This is a genomic window from Mycobacterium sp. (assembly GCF_032159565.1).
In the GTDB taxonomy this organism is placed as follows: Bacteria; Actinomycetota; Actinomycetes; order Mycobacteriales; family Mycobacteriaceae; genus Mycobacterium.
Genome location: NZ_JAVHWR010000027.1, coordinates 21,144 through 37,087, shown reverse-complemented (window position 1 = coordinate 37,087; position 15,944 = coordinate 21,144). Strand labels below are relative to the sequence as shown.

Here is a 15,944-nt window from a genome sequence, read left to right as displayed (position 1 = left end):
GAGGCCGTTCGCACCCCGACCGGCAAATCGCATCCCGAGCGCGGGTGGTATCGCGACATCCATCCCAACGCGATGCTGGCCGCCTGTTACAGCGAGCTGATCGCGCGCAGCGGGATCGAGCCCGCAGTGGTCGAAGATCTGGTGATTGGCTGCACCGCCCAGTTCGGTGAACAGTCGCGCAATATCGCCCGCAATGGCTGGCTGCAGGCGGGGTATCCGCCCGAGGTGCCGGCCACCACGCTGGACCGGCGCTGTGGCTCGGCACAGACCGCGGTGGAAATGGGTGCGGCACTGGTGGCCTCGGGCACTCACGACGTCGTGATCGCCGGTGGCGTGGAGCACATGGGCCACGTGCCCATCGACTCTCCCGGCAAGATCGCCGAACTCTACGGCGATCCCTGGCCCGCCGAGCTGCGCGACCGCTACGGTTTCGTGCATCAGGGCGAAAGCGCCGAGCTGATTGCCGACCGCTGGCAGCTGAGCCGCGACGAGATGGACGCCTTCGCCGCACGGTCGCATCAAAAGGCAGCCAAGGCCATCGCCGACGGCCGCTTCGACGCCGAGATAGTGCCTTTGACGCTCGACGGCCAGATCCGCCACGCCGATCAATGCGTGCGCCCGGAGACCACCGTGGAGACCCTGGCCAACCTGAAGCCGGCGTTCCGTAAAGAGGGCGGGCGAATTACCGCCGGGTCGTCCTCGCCGATCAGCGATGGAGCCGCCGCGGTGCTGCTGTGCTCCGGAGGCGCCGCCCGCCGGCTCGGATTACGAGTCCGCGCCCGAGTCGTCGACCAGACCACCGTCGGTGTCGACCCGATTATCATGCTGACCGGGCCGATCCCTGCGACCCAGAAGTTGTTGCAGCGCAACAACCTCACCATCGACGATATCGACCTATTCGAGGTCAATGAGGCGTTCTCCTCGGTGGTGCTGGCCTGGCAGCGCGAGCTGAATCCCGACGTCGATCGTGTGAACGTCAACGGCGGTGCCATCGCGCTGGGCCACGCCGTCGGCGCCACCGGCGCCAGGCTGATCGCCACCCTGGTCGCCGAGCTCGAACGTCGCGAAGGCGACCTCGGCCTGGTAACCATGTGCTGCGGCGGCGGATTGGGGACCGGCACACTCATCCAGCGGGTGCCGACGTGATCGACTTCGGCACGCTTTTGGCGCGCGGTGACGGCGTCTGGTGGGGCCAGGCGGCCGCCGAACCACGTCCGCTGGTCGACGCATTGATCGCGCAGAGCCCGCGGATCGGACCCATCCGGACGTTCACCGGGCTGAGCTGGAACGACCAGCTCGCCGTCACCATGCCCGCTCGAATGTCGATGGTGTCCTACGGCGGGCTCGGCGAACTGCGCGAGCTGAGCCGCTCCGGCCGCCTGGAAGTCATTCCGTGCCACTACTCAGCGTTGCCCCGGATGTTCGCCGAGCACCGGCTGCCCTGCGACGTCGGCCTGGTGCAGGTTTCGCCGCCCGACGAGAACGGGCGGTGCTCGCTGGGCATCGGCGTCGACTACGTCGCCGATGCGATACGGCACACACCCGTCCTCATCGCCGAGATCAACCAAAGAATGCCCGTCACGGTGGGCAGCCCGCGGATTCCGCTCGACCGATTTGCGGCAACCATCACCACCGACCGGCCATTACCCGAAGATCCCACCCGCGCACCGGGATCTACCGAGCAGCGCATCGCCGCGAACATCGCCGAACTCGTCGACGACGGCGACACCGTGCAGTTGGGAGTCGGCTCGCTGGGCACGGCGGTTCTCGACGCGCTAGCCGAACACGAGGATTTGGGATTTCACACCGGGATGGTCACCGACGGGCTGCTCCGGCTGCTCGACAAGGGCGTGGCGACAGGCAGCCAAAAGGAGATCGACCGCGGGCTGATCGTCGCCGGCACCGCGCTGGGTTCGGCCGAGCTGTACAACCGGGTCGCCGAGCTGCCTGCGAGATTCCTGCCGACCAGTTACACCCATAGCCCGCAAATACTCTCGCAGCTGCGCTCATTGGTATCGGTGAACTTCGCGGTCGAGGTCGACCTGAGCGGACAGGTGGGCGCCGAGGTCAGCCGCGGCGTGTATGTCGGCGCGGTCGGCGGCCAGGTCGACTTCGCCCGGGCAGCCGCGCTCACCGGGAAGCGGTCAATCTTCGCCCTGCGCGCCACATCGGGCGGTCAGTCCACAATCAAAACCGCACTCGACGGCGGAGTGGTGACCACGTCGCGATCCGACGTCGACGCCGTCGTCACCGAGTACGGCGTCGCGCATCTGCGCGGCTGCAGCATCGGCGAACGGGCCAGACGCATGGCTGCGATCGCCGCCCCCGAGTTTCGCGACCAACTCGAGCAGGAAAGGACCCGCTTGTGACCAAGCCAGCTCACGTCGAGATCCGCGAAGTCGGGCCGCGCGACGGATTTCAGAACGAGCCCGAAACCATCGCCACCGCAGATAAAATCGACCTGATCAACCGACTGGCCCGTACCGGCCTGAAGCGCATTGAGGTCGCCAGTTTTGTCCGACCCGACGTCATCCCCCAGCTTTCAGACGGCGTCGAGGTGTTGCGCGGAATCGACGTGCCCGACCACATCTCGCTGATGGTGCTCGTACCCAACAGCAAGGGACTCGACAACGCACTCAAGGTGCGCGAAACCTTCTCCGAGGTAGCGATCTTCGTCAGTGCATCGGAGACCCACAACAGGAAGAACGTGAATCGGACCATCGCTGAGTCGATGGCCGACAACGAGATCATCGCGAAACGCATTGTTGCGGAAGACCTGCGCTGCGCCGCCGTCATCGCCACCTCGTACGGCTGCCCGTTCGAGGGCAAAGTGTTGATGAATCGGGTGCTCGACATCGCCGAGCAGTTCGCAGCGGCGGGCGCCGCCGAGGTCGGGTTCGGCGACACCACGGGCATGGCCAACCCCGCCTATGTCGAAGAGTTCTTCACCGCCGCCATCGAGCGGCTGCCTGGGGTCGAGGTCACCGCACATTTCCATAACACCCGCGGCCAGGGACTGGCCAACGCATACGCCGCACTTCGAGCCGGATGCACCAGCTTCGAGTCCAGCTTCGGCGAACTCGGCGGCTGCCCCGTGCCCGCCGGATCCACCGGGAACATCTCCTCGGAGGATCTGATCAGCATGTTCGTGGAGATGGGCGTGTCCACGGGGGTGTCCCTGCCCGCGCTCATCGACGCTGCCCGCGCGGCTCAGAGCGTCCTTGGCCGCAAACTGACCAGCCACTCAATAATCGCGGGCCCGATCGACTGGAAACCGAACCCGGACGCCCCGTCCTGCCGCTGAACCATCCCACCACTCATCTCACAGGAGAGAACATATGAGCAACCGCGTCGCATTCGTCACCGGCGGAGCCCAGGGCATCGGCCAGGGTATCTCGGAAACCCTGGGCATCAACGGGTTCCGAGTCGCCGTAGCCGACCTCAACCTGGACGCGGCGGAAGCCACCGCGAAGCGCATCACCGATGCCGGTGGCGAGGCCATTGCCATCCGGGTGGACGTCACCGACACCGCGTCGGTGCAGGGTGCGGTCAAGACCGTCGAGGCCGAGCTTGGTGACATCGAAATCGTGGTGAACAACGCCGGGTGGGACGACTTCATGCCGTTCCTGAAAACCTCAGAAGACTTCTGGGACAAAATTCTTGACATCAACTTCAAGGGTGCACTTCGCGTCATCCACGCCGTCGTGCCCGGCATGGTGGAGCGCGGATTCGGTCGGGTGATCAACATCGGCTCGGATGCCGGCCGTGTCGGCTCGTCGCTGGAATCGGTCTACTCCGGCGCAAAGGGCGGAATCATCGCGTTCACCAAGACCCTCGCCCGCGAGGTGGCGACCAAGGGTGTCACCGCCAACACCGTCTGCCCCGGCCCCACCGACACCCCGGCGCTGCGCAAGTTCGCCGACAGTTCCGGAGAGGACGCCGACAAGGTGATCGGCGGGATGACCCGCGCGGTGCCGATGAAGCGGTTGGCGCAGCCGTCGGACATCGCCGCCGCCGTCGCTTTCTTCGCGTCCGACGCGGCTGAGTACATCACTGGGCAGACGCTGTCCGTCAGCGGTGGCCTGACTATGGCCTGAACCGAACCTCATCCACTCAAAGGAGATTCCCGTGGCACAACCACAACGCCGTGACGCTGTGACGTGGAACCGGGACGGGGCCATCGTCGAGATCGTTCTCGACAGGCCACCGGCCAACGCGCTGGGACTCGAAATCCTCGAGGGCCTGCATGCGGCGATGGACTACGCCGAGGCGGCAGGCGCCAAGGTGATCATCGTGACGTCCGCAGTGAACGGCTTTTTCGCCGCAGGCGCCGACATCAAACACATGTCGGCGGTCGACGCGGCGTCGTTTCGGGAGTACGGCGACGCTATGCGCGGCGCGCTGGAACGCCTTGCTGCCCTGTCCATGGTCTCCGTGGCCGCCATCGAGGGGCTCGCGCTGGGCGGCGGTCTCGAGTTGGCGATGGCCTGCACGATGCGTGTCGCCGCCGCAGAGGCGCGGCTCGGTCTCCCCGAGGTCAAACTCGGACTGATCCCAGGTGGTGGAGGTACCCAGCGCCTGCCCCGTCTCGTCGGGCGCGGTCGCGCATTGGACCTCATGCTCACCGGGCGTCAGGTTGAGGCCGACGAGGCATTCTGGATCGGGCTGGTCGACCGCTTCGCAGAGCCGGGCGGGACCGCACGTGCCGCCGCGTGGCAACTGGCCCATGAGTTGGCCGCGCCGTCGACATCCGCTCAACTGGCCGTGGTGCGCACCGTCGATGCCGCCTACGACCGACCGATCGATGAAGGACTGCGCTACGAGGTCGAACAGATCCAGGAGCTGTTCGAGCAAGGTGAGGCGGTCGAGGGGCTCAAGGCGTTCATCGACAAGCGTGCTCCCGAATTCATCTAAACAATCGGCGGTCAACCGCAAAACCGAACGAACGGAACATGTTTCATGATTGATCTCGAACGACGTTATGAGACATTGCTTCTCGAGTCCCCCGCCGATGGTGTGGTCCAAGTGACGCTCAACCGGCCCGACCGGTACAACGCGATGACAGTCGCCATGTTCGACGAACTCGAAGCGTTGGCGCGGGCGATCGGAGACGATCGCGACGTTCGGGTGGTGATCCTGACCGGTGCGGGCAAGGCGTTCTGCGCGGGCTACGACCTCGATGAAGCAGCTCGGCTGCCGACACTTGGGGCGCTGGGCATGCTGGACCTCCAGGAGCGCGCTGCCCGTGCGCTCGCCGCCGTGCGCGCGGTCCCGGTACCGGTGATCGCCGCGGTCAACGGGGCCGCCGCGGGCGGCGGCATGTCGCTCTCGCTGATGGCCGACATCCGGCTGGGATCGCCTGCGGCGAAGTTCAACGCCGCGTTCGTCCGGATCGGGCTTTCCGCGGGCGACCTGGGCGCGTCCTGGTTGCTGCCGCGCCTGATCGGCCCGTCGGCGGCGGCCGAGATCGGATTCACCGGGCGCATGGTCGATGCCGAGGAGGCAGAACAGCTTGGTCTGCTCAACCGGTTGACCGGTCCGGAAGACCTACTCGACCAAACGCTGACGATGGCAAACCAGATCTGCGCCAACTCCCCCGGCGGCATCCGATTGTCCAAACGGGCCTTGCAGGCCAACATGGAAGTCACCTCCTTCGCGGCGGCCCTCGAACTCGAGAACCGCGGACAGGCACTTCTGACGCGCTGTGACGACATGACTGAGGCGCTGGACGCCTTCAAAGCCAAGCGCGTACCCAACTTTTCCGGGAGGTGAGGATGAGCACAGTTACCACGCACTGGAATCGGGTGTCGCGGCGCCCGCTAGCCGACGTCCTCGACGAGCTGCGCACGGCACGCACTCTGGCCTTCGATGAACATCCTCACGGCATCATGGTGATGTCGGTGAACCGCCCCGATCGCGGGAACTCGCAAACCGTCGAGATGTTCGGCGAAATTTCTTGGGCCACAGCTACATTACGCAACGCGCCGCTGCGTGCATTGATCATCACCGGGGCGGGCGGCAAGACCTTCTGCACCGGCTTCGACCTGGCTGAGGTCGGTGTGCTCACCCGAATGTCGGTGTCAGAATTCACCGATCTCGTCGAGACCGCCGCGGCCGGTTCCACCGGGATGCGTGCGCTGCCCTATCCGGTGATCGCGGCGGTCAGCGGTCCCGCGGCCGGTGGAGGCCTGTCGCTGGCGCTGGCTGCAGACATCCGGATCGCCGACCAGACCGCAAGTTTCAGCGCCGGCTTCGTGCGAATTGGGCTGTCAATCGGCGAACTCGGCACGTCGTGGAACCTGGTCCGGCTGATCGGCCCCGGCCGAGCGGCGGAGTTGGCATTCACCGGACGCACGGTGCGGGCGGCCGAAGCGCGAAGCATCGGGCTGGCCGACCGGCTCATCGAAACCGGCACCGCGCTTGACGCGGCCATCGAGATGGCCGAAACCATCGCGGCCAATTCCGAAGACAGCGTCCGGTCCACTAAGAACGCGGTGGTCCGTAACCTGGAGATCAACTCCTTCCGTTCCGCGCTGGAGTTGGAGAACCGCGGCCAGGCTCTGGCCGTCCAGGTGCCGGCCACCCGTCAGGCCCTAACCGAACTGCAGGCCAGGCCCCAGTGACAACCACCAGGAAGCAGGACCCGGGGCTCCGCCCGACTGACGATCTGCGGCACCGACCGGTCGCCGGGGAGCGAACTCGCGACAGCCTGTTCTGGCAGTTGACCATGCCGGAGCATCAACTGGGCGTGCAGGTTTACCTCTACCTCACCGGTAGTGGGACCGTCGGTTATAACGTCTGCGTGTGGGGCCCGGACGCGCAACCGCTGGCGCTGCATCAGCACCGCGGAAAGGTACCCGACCACGCAGACCTGGACGAGTTCGCGTTCGACGGGTTGACGCTCAGTCAGCCAGAGCTGCGCAAGTCCTGCGTGATGACCTACGACCGCGACGGCGTCCGGATCGAGTTCGCTTTCAATGGCATTCACGACGCCTTCAGCTACCACAGCAATCCCGATGGGCTGCCGTCGTGGTTTGCGGTGAACCGGATCGAGCAGACAGGTCGGGTTCGCGGCCGGCTCGAGGTCGCCGGCCGGCACATCGAGTGGGACCGAATGGGGCATCGCGACCACTCCTGGGGAGTGCGCGACTGGGGCGTACCGCAGCATTGGAAGTGGTTCGTCGCGTACACCGAATCGGGCCGGGCGGTGAATGGCTGGATCTGGATCGCTATGGGCGAGTGGGGCTTCGCAGGGTACGTCGTACGCGACGGAGTGACCTATCCGATTCACCACATCGACCAGCACGCCGAATACGGTGAACAGATGCGCCAACGTCGGCTGCGGGCGATCCTCACCGACATAACCGGCACGCAAACCGAGCTGGAGCTCGATGTCTTCGGAGTGATCGAATTGCCGACGCACGACAGATTGCAAACCGTGATCCGCGAGGGCGCCTGCCGGGCCGTGATCGACGGCGAACCGGGTGCCGGGCAGTTCGAAACACATTGGCAGGGTAGCTATCTGGACTACCTGTCGAGCCAGGGCAGATGATGTGGTCCTGGTCTGGTGACCAGCTCGAACGGCTGGGCGCATTTCTGGCCGAGCATGGCCTGTGTGGACCGGCGGTGACCGCCGATGCGATCGGTGACGGCCATTCCAACCTGACCTTCTTGGTGTCGGACGGCCACTGCCGAGTGGTGGTGCGCCGACCACCGCCTCCGCCGCTGCCTCCGGGTGCCCATGACGTGCTACGGGAGGCGAAGCTGCTGGCCGCACTCGCCTCCACTGATGTCCCCACTCCCCGGGTGTTGGCCACCGCGGCCGCGGGCGAGCTGTTGGACGTTCCGGTCTTCGTGATGGATTTCGTCGATGGGACAGTCATAACCGAATCAACGCCTGCGCCTGGGGAAGACGAACGGCTGCGCGGTCGCATCGGCGAATCACTGGTCGACACTATTGCCGCGTTACACACCGTGGCTTGGCGTGAGGTGGGGCTCGGCGATTTCGGCAAGCCAGACGGGTTCAACGCCCGGCAGTTGCGGCGGATGCGTTCGCTGGTCGCAGTTGACGGATCCGTGCCAAAGTCATTCGGTCCTCTGGACGACTGGCTGCACGCACACCTGCCGCCGGAATCCGCAACGTCGGTCGTTCACAACGACTTTCGCATCGGCAACATGATCGTCGATATCGGAGCCGGATGCGTCGCCGCGGTGCTGGATTGGGAGCTCGCCACCATCGGCGACCCGCTCGCCGACCTGGGGTACCTGCTGACGTCATACCCGGTGGCCGGTGAGCCGCTGGTTCCGACCTCTGCGATGGGAACCGCGGTGCTGGAGCCGGGCTATCCGAGCCGGGCCGAGCTGCTCGACCGCTACGCCAACCGCACCGGTGCCGATGTGTCCGGGGTGAATTGGTATGCCACGCTGGCGATGTACAAGCTCGCGGCACTATATGAGTACAGCCGCAGGCGGTTCGAGGATGGTGTCGGCGACCCGTATTACGCCGACCCGGCGTTGGTCGCGTCTTTCCTGGACGCGGGCGAACGGCTGGTGCGTGTCTGAATGGCGCCGAGATCGACGTTTTGCGCGATTCTTCTCGAGCTTTCGCGCCCAAACTCACGTTTGGGCGCGAAATCAGACCGAGCGGGCTGCCTTGGCGGCGGCGGAGGCTGCCTTGCTGCGCTCCATGGCATCGGTCCAGTCTTGGTCGGTCATGGCGCTGAGGCCGGCGAAGGTGTTCGGCCCGGCCAGCCGCTGGCCACCATCCATGGCGATGGTCTCACCGGTCAAGTAATCGCAAGCGTCGGAGAACGCGAAAATGGTCAGGTTCGCCAGCTCGTCGACCGTTCCGGCGCGTCCGAGCGGAATCTGGTTCTCCTGGGTGGCCCCCACGGAACTCTTGTCGGTCGGATTGAGCATCTCCCATGCGTACTCGGTCGGAATGGGCCCGGGTGCAAGCGCATTCACCCTGATGCCGTACCGTCCCCACTCCACCGCCAGCGACATCGTCATCGCATGCACCGCCGCTTTGGCCATCGCCGACGGCACAACGAATGCCGACCCACTCCACACCCATGTGGTGAGGTTTGAGAGCACCGCGCCGGGCATGCCCGCGGCGATCCACCGCTTGCCGACCGCAACCGTGGTGTTGAAGGAACCGGTCATCACGGTCGACGTCACCGCTTCGAAGGCCCGCTGGCTCAGGCCGGCGGTCGGGGCGATGAAGTTCGCGGCCGCGTTGTTGAGCAGGCCGGTGAGCGGCCCGTGCCGCTGCCAGATCTCTGCCACGGCTGCGTCGACGGCCGACGAATCCCGTACGTCAACGGCCTGATAGTGAACCGCACCGACCCGGCCGCCGGAAGCCTCTTCGGCAGCCTCGGCGAGCACCGCCTCGCGCCGGCCCCACAGGTGCACTTGGGCCCCATACTTGACCAGCCGGGCGGCCACTCCCCGACCGAGACCGGTTCCGCCGCCGGTGATCAGGATCCGCTTATCCGACAACAGATCGGGTGCGAAGATGTCGCGCTTCGTTGCGCTCATGGCCGATTTCCTCTCGTCGATCTACAGACCGAAACTCTTTCCGATGATCTCTCGCTGAATCCCGTTGGCGCCGCCGTAGATCGGAGGCGCCAACGCCTTGCGCACCTGCATCTCCATGCCGTACTCGACGGTGTAACCGGCGCCGCCCATCAGCTGCATACCCTCCAGTGCGACGGATTTGGCGACCTCGGTGCACTTGAGCTTGGCCATCGCGCCCTCCCTGGCCAGCTGGTCCTCCAGTCCGGCGTCGATCTGCTCTGCCACGTGGTACACGAAGGCGCGACAATGTTCGATTTCGGTTGCCAGATCGGCAATGCTGTGCCGTACCGCCTGGAAGGCGCCGATCGGCTTGCCGAACTGTTCGCGGGTGCGCACATAAGCGATGGTGTCTTCCAGAGACCGGCGTGCGGCACCGAGCGACATCGCGGCGATGATGAGCCGTTCGACATTCAGTCCGCGCATCAGACGGTGCCAGGCGTCGCCGATCCCGCCGACCACATTCGCCACCGGCACCGACACGTCGGTGAAAAACACGTCGTTGACGGTATGGCCGTCCATCGTCTGGATCGGCCGGATGTCGAGTCCCGGCGAGCCGGTCGGCAGATAGAGCAGCGTCAGCCCGTGGTGCTTGCCGGCGTCGGACTCCGTGCGGGTAAGCACCAGAAGGTGGTCGGCGAGGTGCGCCGCGGTGATCCAGGTCTTCTGACCGTTGACGACGAACCGGTCGCCGTCACGCACGGCCTTGGTAGTCACGCCGCTCAAGTCGGATCCGGCGCCTGGCTCGGAAAGGGCGATCGCCTCGAAGCGGCCGCTGCACAGGTTGCCGAGTACTTCCTTCTTCTGCTGCTCGGCGCCATGCCGCAGGTAGGTCTGCGCGGCGGTCAGCCCGGTACCGTAAGCGTGGATCGGCGCCAGCCCGCGCGCCGTCTCCTCCAGGAAGATGCACTCCTCGATCATCCCCGCGCCGCCACCGCCGTATTCGACGGGTAGCGACACCCCGAGCCAGCCAAGATCTGCCAACTTTCTCAGTATCTCCGGGCTGTTCGATAGCCGTCCGCCGTCGGTGAGCGCTTCGCGCTGTTGTGCCGTCGAGCAGTGTTTCTCACAGAACTGCTCGATGGCGCTGGCGAACGCCTGCTGTTGGGTGGTGAACATACCAAGGCCTCCTGCAGCTTAGGTTCGGCCTGACCATATTAATGATTGATGTTTACGCAATGGTAGCGCATTCTTAGTGGGGTGAGTCACACCGAGGCCGAGTTGATCGATCGGGTCCTCGAGTTTCGACGGACGCGAGACTCTTCCGACCGTGACGTGCTTGGAATGTTCGCCGAAGGTTTGGGTGTGGCGTTCGAACGGAATCTGATGATGGAGCGATTGCAGGCGATGCGGCGAGCCGCCGACGAACGCGCAGATCGCGCTCAGCCTGTGGCCGAGGGCACCGTCAAATCACACGTGAAGCATATCTTGCGAAAGATGGTTGCCGCCAACAGGACCGAGGCGGTAGCCAGATTCCACCGGCAGCGCAGCTGACTCGAGCTTTCGGGCGCCGTCACGCTCGTCCGGGGGAGGAAAATACCTCTTGTTGGGGACGCGCATCTATCGCCCTAGCTCATAGCGTGACTGTGTGCCACCGGTCGATCACGAACTGAACCTCACCACGCAGGCGATCCTGACGTACGGCAGCTGGGCGCTGACAGCGATCCTTCTGGTGATCGCGATCTGGATGGGGACGCGCGAGCGGACGCCGTTCTATGCGCTTTTGGTTTTGGCGGCCATGGTCGGCGCATTCGCCGAGCCGCTTTACGACGTGGCGATGATGCTGTACTTCTACTCCACGGACGGCATGTGGACGCACTTCACGGCGTTCGACATCCCGCAACCGATCTGGACGCATAGCGGTTACGTGGTGCTCTACGCCGCCCCTGCGATCTATATCGCTCATCAGATCGCCCGCGGAACCATGACCCGCCACAGGCTGTTCGTCTGGGCCGGCATCACACTGCTTGAATCGGCCGCGTTCGAGATGATCGGCATCAACGGCGGCCTCTATAGTTATTGGGGGCCGCACGTGTTCCGGATCTTCCAGTACCCGTTGGTGATCGGTGTGCTGGAAGCCGCCCAGGTGATCTGCTTCGCGGTGGCAGCGTCGCAGTTGCGTGCCCGCCGCGCCGGTCGGTGGCAACTGCTGGGTCTGTTCGTTCTGTTTCCGTTCACATTCTTCGGGGCCAACTTCGGCGCAGGCTGGCCCACAATCATTGCTATTCACCTCGACCACACCTCGACGGCATTGGTCGCGGCGGCAACGGTGGTCAGCATTGGCTTCGCGATCGTTCTTGTACGGGGAGCTGCGGCGTTCCTGCCACCGCGGTCAGCCGGCGGCGCCGAGGATCGTCCGGAAGTCCCCACTGTCAATCGCCCGCAGCCGGTTCCCGGCACGGCCGATATCGCGGACGGGGTCTAAGGAGCGAATCGATGTCCCTATCCACGACCACCAATATTCGCCACGCCTTCTACATCCTTTCCGGCGCCGTGGCGCTGGTGTTGACCTGGCCACACGCTTTTCAGTGGATTGGTGCCGGTGGAAACATCCTCAACCCGGTCGAGTTCTTCGGCGACGCGATAGCGGCCGGCGGCACCGCCTCGTTCCTCAGCATCGACATGGCTATCGCCTGGCTGGTGTTCATGGTGTGGGTCGTCTCCGACAGCAAGCGGATTGGACTGGGGTATAAATGGGGCTGGATCTTCGTGGCACTGTCATACATCGGCGTATCGATGGCATTCCCCGTGTATCTCGTCACCCGTGAGCGGTACCTCGACAAACGCGTGCGAACCGACGAATTGATCGTCCACCAGACCTAGCGTGCGACACGTCAGACGCTTGATATCTCAACCAGATTCGATACGAAATCCCGAATATTCACGCGCGTCGTCGGATCCGGGGAACTGAGTTCCTTTGCGTCAACGGCATCTTTCGCGAGACGAAGCATCTCGGGCCCCTCGTCGATAAGCAATTGGCTGAGCCCAAGAGCGGCACAGGTTCTCAGCGCGGAACTCAGGACGAGAATCGCTTGGTCGGTGTCGCCTGCCGTGCCGAGACAGAGAACCGACTGCAGCGTGGCATAGAGGTGTGCACGCGGGCGCTTCCGCCGATCGACACGTTCGAGGCGCCGCTGAGCCCGCTGACAAGCCCCAGCGAAGGCTGGGGGCGTACCGCCGAGCAGGAGCAATCGGATTTGCGCATCCTCTATGAGTTCGGCTGCCACATCGCTGATTCCGTCGAGCTTCTGAGAACTCAAGCTGGCGATTCGCCGTGCGACCGACTCGCCGATCGGCTCGCCGGACACGGCGGCAAGCCTGACACGTTCATAGAGCATGCGCGCCTCGAGTCTGGGAAGTTGCAAGAGCTTCGCGATATCCAGGCCTTCGCTGATTCGATCATGGGCGGAATCCGCTTCACCGCGAGCGTATTTCAGACGCGCCCCGGTGCCGAACGCCGCCAGCATGAAGTCGACGATTCCGCCCTCGGCACCGAGTTCGTAGGCGTCGTCGAGCAATGCCTCCGCTTCGTCGAGCTGGCCGCGTTCGTAGAGAAGCTCCCCCAACAATGATCCGGCTAGCTTTGCGACGTAGGTCGGACCACCGGACGGCGACAACGCGATTCGCACCGCATGTCGCAAATGCGCTTCAGCTCCGGCAACGTCGAGCTGTTCGTTCGCGGCGAGTGCCGCAAAACAGTACCCGTAGCTCACGCTCAGCGTCCCGGCGATCTGCCGGTGGTATTGCCGTCCCCATCGCTGCCAGCGAAGCGCGTCATCGAAGTCCAGAACCCGAAGTGCCCGAAATGAAGCGAGGTCGGCTGCGCGGCACAGAATGAAGGGCCGCAATGTGTCCACCCTGTCGACACAATCGGCAACGGCCGCGCTGGTGGAGGGCTCGATGCGGTCCTGGAATGCGGCGACCACCGCGCGGATCAGGTTCATTTCGGCACGCAGGTCGCCATTTTCGTCAGCCGGAATCGAGTCCATGCCGATCTCGGCCAACCTGAGCGCGTCCTCGGCGGATGCTAGGCGGTGAAGTACGACGTTCGCCCACGCGAGGTCAACTTGCAACCTCGGCCGCCCATCCACGTGCTGCGCCGGCAGTTTGGCCGCAAGCCCGATCAACGTGGCCATCTGTGATTGTTCCATCAGATCCGTGGCCGCCTGCTCGACGGCATCCGCCGCCTGCCGAGCCTCGCCGCCAAGGATCATGTGATCGACGGCCTGGCTGAGCATCTCCTGTTCGGTGAACCACTCCGCCGCTCTTCGGTGTAGTTCCGGTATGCGCTCTTCTGCGTCGCGCTCGAGGCGGTGCAGCAGGTACTCGGCGAACAGGTGATGGTACTGAAACCATGACCCCTCGACGTCTGTCCTTCTAAGGAAGAGGTCACGTTTTTCGATATCTTCGAGGATGCTTCGGCTGCGCCGGTTATCGGTGAGCGCTGTGGCTAATCCGCTGCAGATCTGTTTGGGAATACAGGTTGCAAGTAGGAAATCGAGGAGGTCCGGTTCAAGGCGGTCGAGGACGTTCGACGCCAAGTACTCGCCCAGTGCTTCGTTGCGCCCCGACAGATGCTCGATGAGGGCGGCCGGATCGGCGTGCTCACGAAGCGACAGCGATGCCAGCTGCAACGCCGCTGCCCATCCGTCGGTGGATTCCTCGAGTTCGGCCACGTCGGCTGCCGTGAGGTCGAGGCCACACTGACCGACAAGCATCGCCTGGGATTCGGCCGTATCGAACCGCAGTTGCGTCGCATCGATTTCGAGGAGTTCGCCCTGGACTCGGAGGGTGGACAGCGGAAGATCGGTGCGGGTTCGGCTTGCGACAATCAAATGTAGGTGATGGCAGCCATTTTCGATCAGATAGGCAAGCGCGTTCGTGGTCTCGCTGTTGTCTACGCGGTGCCAGTCGTCGAGCACCAACACGAGGGTTTCTTTCTCGGAGTGCAGGCGACCGATCAGGGCGTTGAGCACATACTGTTGCGTGTTGTCCAAATGTCCTTCGAATTCTTGTTGCATCACGTCAGCGAGATCCGGCATGGTGCGCCGAATCGCCTCAATCAGGTGGGCAAGAAACCAGATCGAGTTGTTGTCGTCGCTATCGATGGCCAGCCATGCGCCCTTCAGTCCGTCGCGGGTGAGGATTTCGCCCCACTGTGCGGCCAGCGTGCTTTTGCCGTAGCCCGCGGGCGCGTGGATGAGGACCAACTTCGGTCTTCGCCCGGAGCCGAGGCGGTCGAGGATGTGTCGCCTCGGCACTGTCGGACGATTGAATGTCGGCGGTCGAAAACGTGTCGGTGCGCTCGGCGGATACTGCGCTCGCTGGATGCCACCTGACGGGCCCGACCCTAACGCCAGAGCCGCCGAACGCCCGGCCGATGGGGATACGGGAGTGCCTGTGTCGGAGGGCAATTCAGGGGCATCGGTCGACAGTGCCGGTAACTCGAGCGGGATCTCGGCGATGGCGAGCCCGACATGGGCGCCAGCTTCCCGCAGCACCTCACCGAACTCCGCGGCCGAACTGGGGCGCCGCGTTGGATCGGTATTCAAGCCTAGCTCCAATGCCGAGCACACGACATCTTCGACGCCCTTCGCGCGGAGATCGGGGATGGGACCCGCTAACACCCGACGAACAAACGCGATTGGATTCTGCCCCGGCTTGAACGGGAACGGCGGATCGCCGTTGAGCAGTGTGAAGACTGTGGCCGCCAGACCGTAAACATCGGCTGCTGCCGAGGGGGCGTGACCCTCGAACAGCTCCGGCGCGGTATAGGACGGGGATCCGACGATGATGTTCGCAGCGGTCTCACGGCCACCCGTGATGCGTGCTATGCCGAAGTCGCAGAGCTGTGGTTCCCCGTACGCCGTAAGAAGGATGTTGGGGGGCTTCACATCTCGATGCAGAACGCCCGCGCGGTGCGCGGTCTCCAGAGCCCCCGCCAGTCGCACCCCTATCGTCAACGCTTCACCGACGGCCAGTGGTCCATGACCCTTGATCCAGGAATCCACCGTGTTCCGGCTGTGGTATGGCATCACGATGTAGGGACGTCCGGTGAACGTTAGGCCACAGTGCAACACGGGCACGATGTTCGGATGGCCAGAGACCCGCCCCATGGCCCGCTGCTCGCGTTCGAAGTGTTCGAGGTCGAGGTCGTCCTGATCGGAACTGAGTACCTTGATCGCAACGATTCGGTCGAGTGACGGTTCGTTACACCGATACACGACTCCGAACCCGCCGCGCCCCACCGGCTCCGCGTCGTGGTACCCCTCTGCCTCGAGCTCGCCGACAATACCGGTGGCGAGGCCGCGTTGAGTGCTGTCGTCCGTCGGCGTTCCCATCGCAGATGCCTTTGCTGTGGCCATCAG

General features: G+C 64.5%; 15 protein-coding genes. 12 read left to right on the top strand and 3 right to left on the bottom strand.

Annotation, left to right across the window (positions count from 1 at the left end):
* From QOC76_RS03425 to QOC76_RS03385, 9 genes are all read left to right on the top strand, one after another.
* Positions 1-1,146, top strand: a 1,146-nt coding sequence (locus QOC76_RS03425) for a thiolase family protein (RefSeq protein ID WP_526354178.1), incomplete at its 5' end; no start/stop codon positions are given.
* Complete coding sequence (locus tag QOC76_RS03420) at positions 1,143-2,369, top strand: acetyl-CoA hydrolase/transferase family protein (RefSeq protein WP_526354176.1); 1,227 nt, start codon at positions 1,143-1,145, stop codon at positions 2,367-2,369. The genes QOC76_RS03425 and QOC76_RS03420, both read left to right, overlap by 4 nt.
* Positions 2,366-3,304 (top strand): hydroxymethylglutaryl-CoA lyase, encoded by a 939-nt coding sequence (locus QOC76_RS03415; RefSeq protein ID WP_526354174.1) that lies wholly within the window; start codon positions 2,366-2,368, stop codon positions 3,302-3,304. The genes QOC76_RS03420 and QOC76_RS03415 overlap by 4 nt, the downstream gene beginning before the upstream one ends.
* 34 nt (positions 3,305-3,338) lie before the next feature.
* Positions 3,339-4,097, top strand: coding sequence for an SDR family NAD(P)-dependent oxidoreductase (locus tag QOC76_RS03410; protein WP_526354172.1), 759 nt, complete (start codon positions 3,339-3,341; stop codon positions 4,095-4,097).
* Between the two features lie 31 nt (positions 4,098-4,128).
* Positions 4,129-4,914, top strand: coding sequence for an enoyl-CoA hydratase/isomerase family protein (locus QOC76_RS03405; protein WP_526354170.1), 786 nt, complete (start codon positions 4,129-4,131; stop codon positions 4,912-4,914).
* 45 nt (positions 4,915-4,959) lie between these two features.
* Positions 4,960-5,772: an enoyl-CoA hydratase/isomerase family protein gene (locus tag QOC76_RS03400; protein WP_526354168.1), complete on the top strand. Its 813-nt coding sequence runs from the start codon at positions 4,960-4,962 to the stop codon at positions 5,770-5,772.
* Between the two features lie 2 nt (positions 5,773-5,774).
* A complete protein-coding gene (locus tag QOC76_RS03395; protein WP_526354166.1) occupies positions 5,775-6,623 on the top strand; it encodes an enoyl-CoA hydratase/isomerase family protein in 849 nt (282 codons plus the stop codon).
* Positions 6,620-7,552, top strand: coding sequence for a DUF7064 domain-containing protein (locus QOC76_RS03390; protein WP_526354164.1), 933 nt, complete (start codon positions 6,620-6,622; stop codon positions 7,550-7,552). Before QOC76_RS03395 ends, QOC76_RS03390 begins: the two co-directional genes overlap by 4 nt.
* A complete protein-coding gene (locus tag QOC76_RS03385) occupies positions 7,549-8,562 on the top strand; it encodes a phosphotransferase family protein (RefSeq protein ID WP_526354162.1) in 1,014 nt (337 codons plus the stop codon). The genes QOC76_RS03390 and QOC76_RS03385 overlap by 4 nt, the downstream gene beginning before the upstream one ends.
* 72 nt (positions 8,563-8,634) lie before the next feature.
* Here the strand turns inward: QOC76_RS03385 and QOC76_RS03380 are convergent, their stop codons facing one another.
* Both QOC76_RS03380 and QOC76_RS03375 read right to left on the bottom strand, forming a co-directional pair.
* Positions 8,635-9,540 carry an SDR family oxidoreductase gene (locus QOC76_RS03380; protein ID WP_526354160.1) on the bottom strand — a complete coding sequence of 302 codons (906 nt, stop codon included), beginning with the start codon at positions 9,538-9,540 and terminating at the stop codon, positions 8,635-8,637.
* 21 nt (positions 9,541-9,561) lie between these two features.
* Complete coding sequence (locus QOC76_RS03375; RefSeq protein WP_526354158.1) at positions 9,562-10,695, bottom strand: acyl-CoA dehydrogenase family protein; 1,134 nt, start codon at positions 10,693-10,695, stop codon at positions 9,562-9,564.
* Positions 10,696-10,776: 81 nt separating this feature from the next.
* On the opposite strand from QOC76_RS03375, the gene QOC76_RS03370 reads away from it, so the two are divergent.
* The 3 genes from QOC76_RS03370 (at position 10,777) to QOC76_RS03360 (ending at position 12,399) form a co-directional block, all read left to right on the top strand.
* A complete protein-coding gene (locus tag QOC76_RS03370; RefSeq protein ID WP_526354156.1) occupies positions 10,777-11,070 on the top strand; it encodes a LuxR C-terminal-related transcriptional regulator in 294 nt (97 codons plus the stop codon).
* 94 nt (positions 11,071-11,164) lie between these two features.
* Positions 11,165-12,001 carry a hypothetical protein gene (locus tag QOC76_RS03365; RefSeq protein ID WP_526354154.1) on the top strand — a complete coding sequence of 279 codons (837 nt, stop codon included), beginning with the start codon at positions 11,165-11,167 and terminating at the stop codon, positions 11,999-12,001.
* A gap of 11 nt (positions 12,002-12,012) precedes the next feature.
* Positions 12,013-12,399, top strand: coding sequence for a DUF2834 domain-containing protein (locus tag QOC76_RS03360; RefSeq protein ID WP_526354152.1), 387 nt, complete (start codon positions 12,013-12,015; stop codon positions 12,397-12,399).
* A gap of 11 nt (positions 12,400-12,410) precedes the next feature.
* Here QOC76_RS03360 and QOC76_RS03355 read toward each other — a convergent pair whose 3' ends face one another.
* Complete coding sequence (locus QOC76_RS03355) at positions 12,411-15,917, bottom strand: protein kinase domain-containing protein (protein WP_526354150.1); 3,507 nt, start codon at positions 15,915-15,917, stop codon at positions 12,411-12,413.
* Between the last annotated feature and the right edge of the window lie 27 nt (positions 15,918-15,944).

What these genes read in the sequence shown, in the direction of transcription:
- QOC76_RS03355 (WP_526354150.1), bottom strand. Translation starts at nt 15,917, where the DNA reads ATGGGAACGCCGACGGACGACAGCACTCAACGCGGCCTCGCCACCGGT.
- QOC76_RS03380 (WP_526354160.1), bottom strand. Translation starts at nt 9,540, where the DNA reads ATGAGCGCAACGAAGCGCGACATCTTCGCACCCGATCTGTTGTCGGAT.
- QOC76_RS03360 (WP_526354152.1), top strand. Translation starts at nt 12,013, where the DNA reads ATGTCCCTATCCACGACCACCAATATTCGCCACGCCTTCTACATCCTT.
- QOC76_RS03375 (WP_526354158.1), bottom strand. Translation starts at nt 10,695, where the DNA reads ATGTTCACCACCCAACAGCAGGCGTTCGCCAGCGCCATCGAGCAGTTC.
- QOC76_RS03395 (WP_526354166.1), top strand. Translation starts at nt 5,775, where the DNA reads ATGAGCACAGTTACCACGCACTGGAATCGGGTGTCGCGGCGCCCGCTA.
- QOC76_RS03400 (WP_526354168.1), top strand. Translation starts at nt 4,960, where the DNA reads ATGATTGATCTCGAACGACGTTATGAGACATTGCTTCTCGAGTCCCCC.
- QOC76_RS03385 (WP_526354162.1), top strand. Translation starts at nt 7,549, where the DNA reads ATGATGTGGTCCTGGTCTGGTGACCAGCTCGAACGGCTGGGCGCATTT.
- QOC76_RS03410 (WP_526354172.1), top strand. Translation starts at nt 3,339, where the DNA reads ATGAGCAACCGCGTCGCATTCGTCACCGGCGGAGCCCAGGGCATCGGC.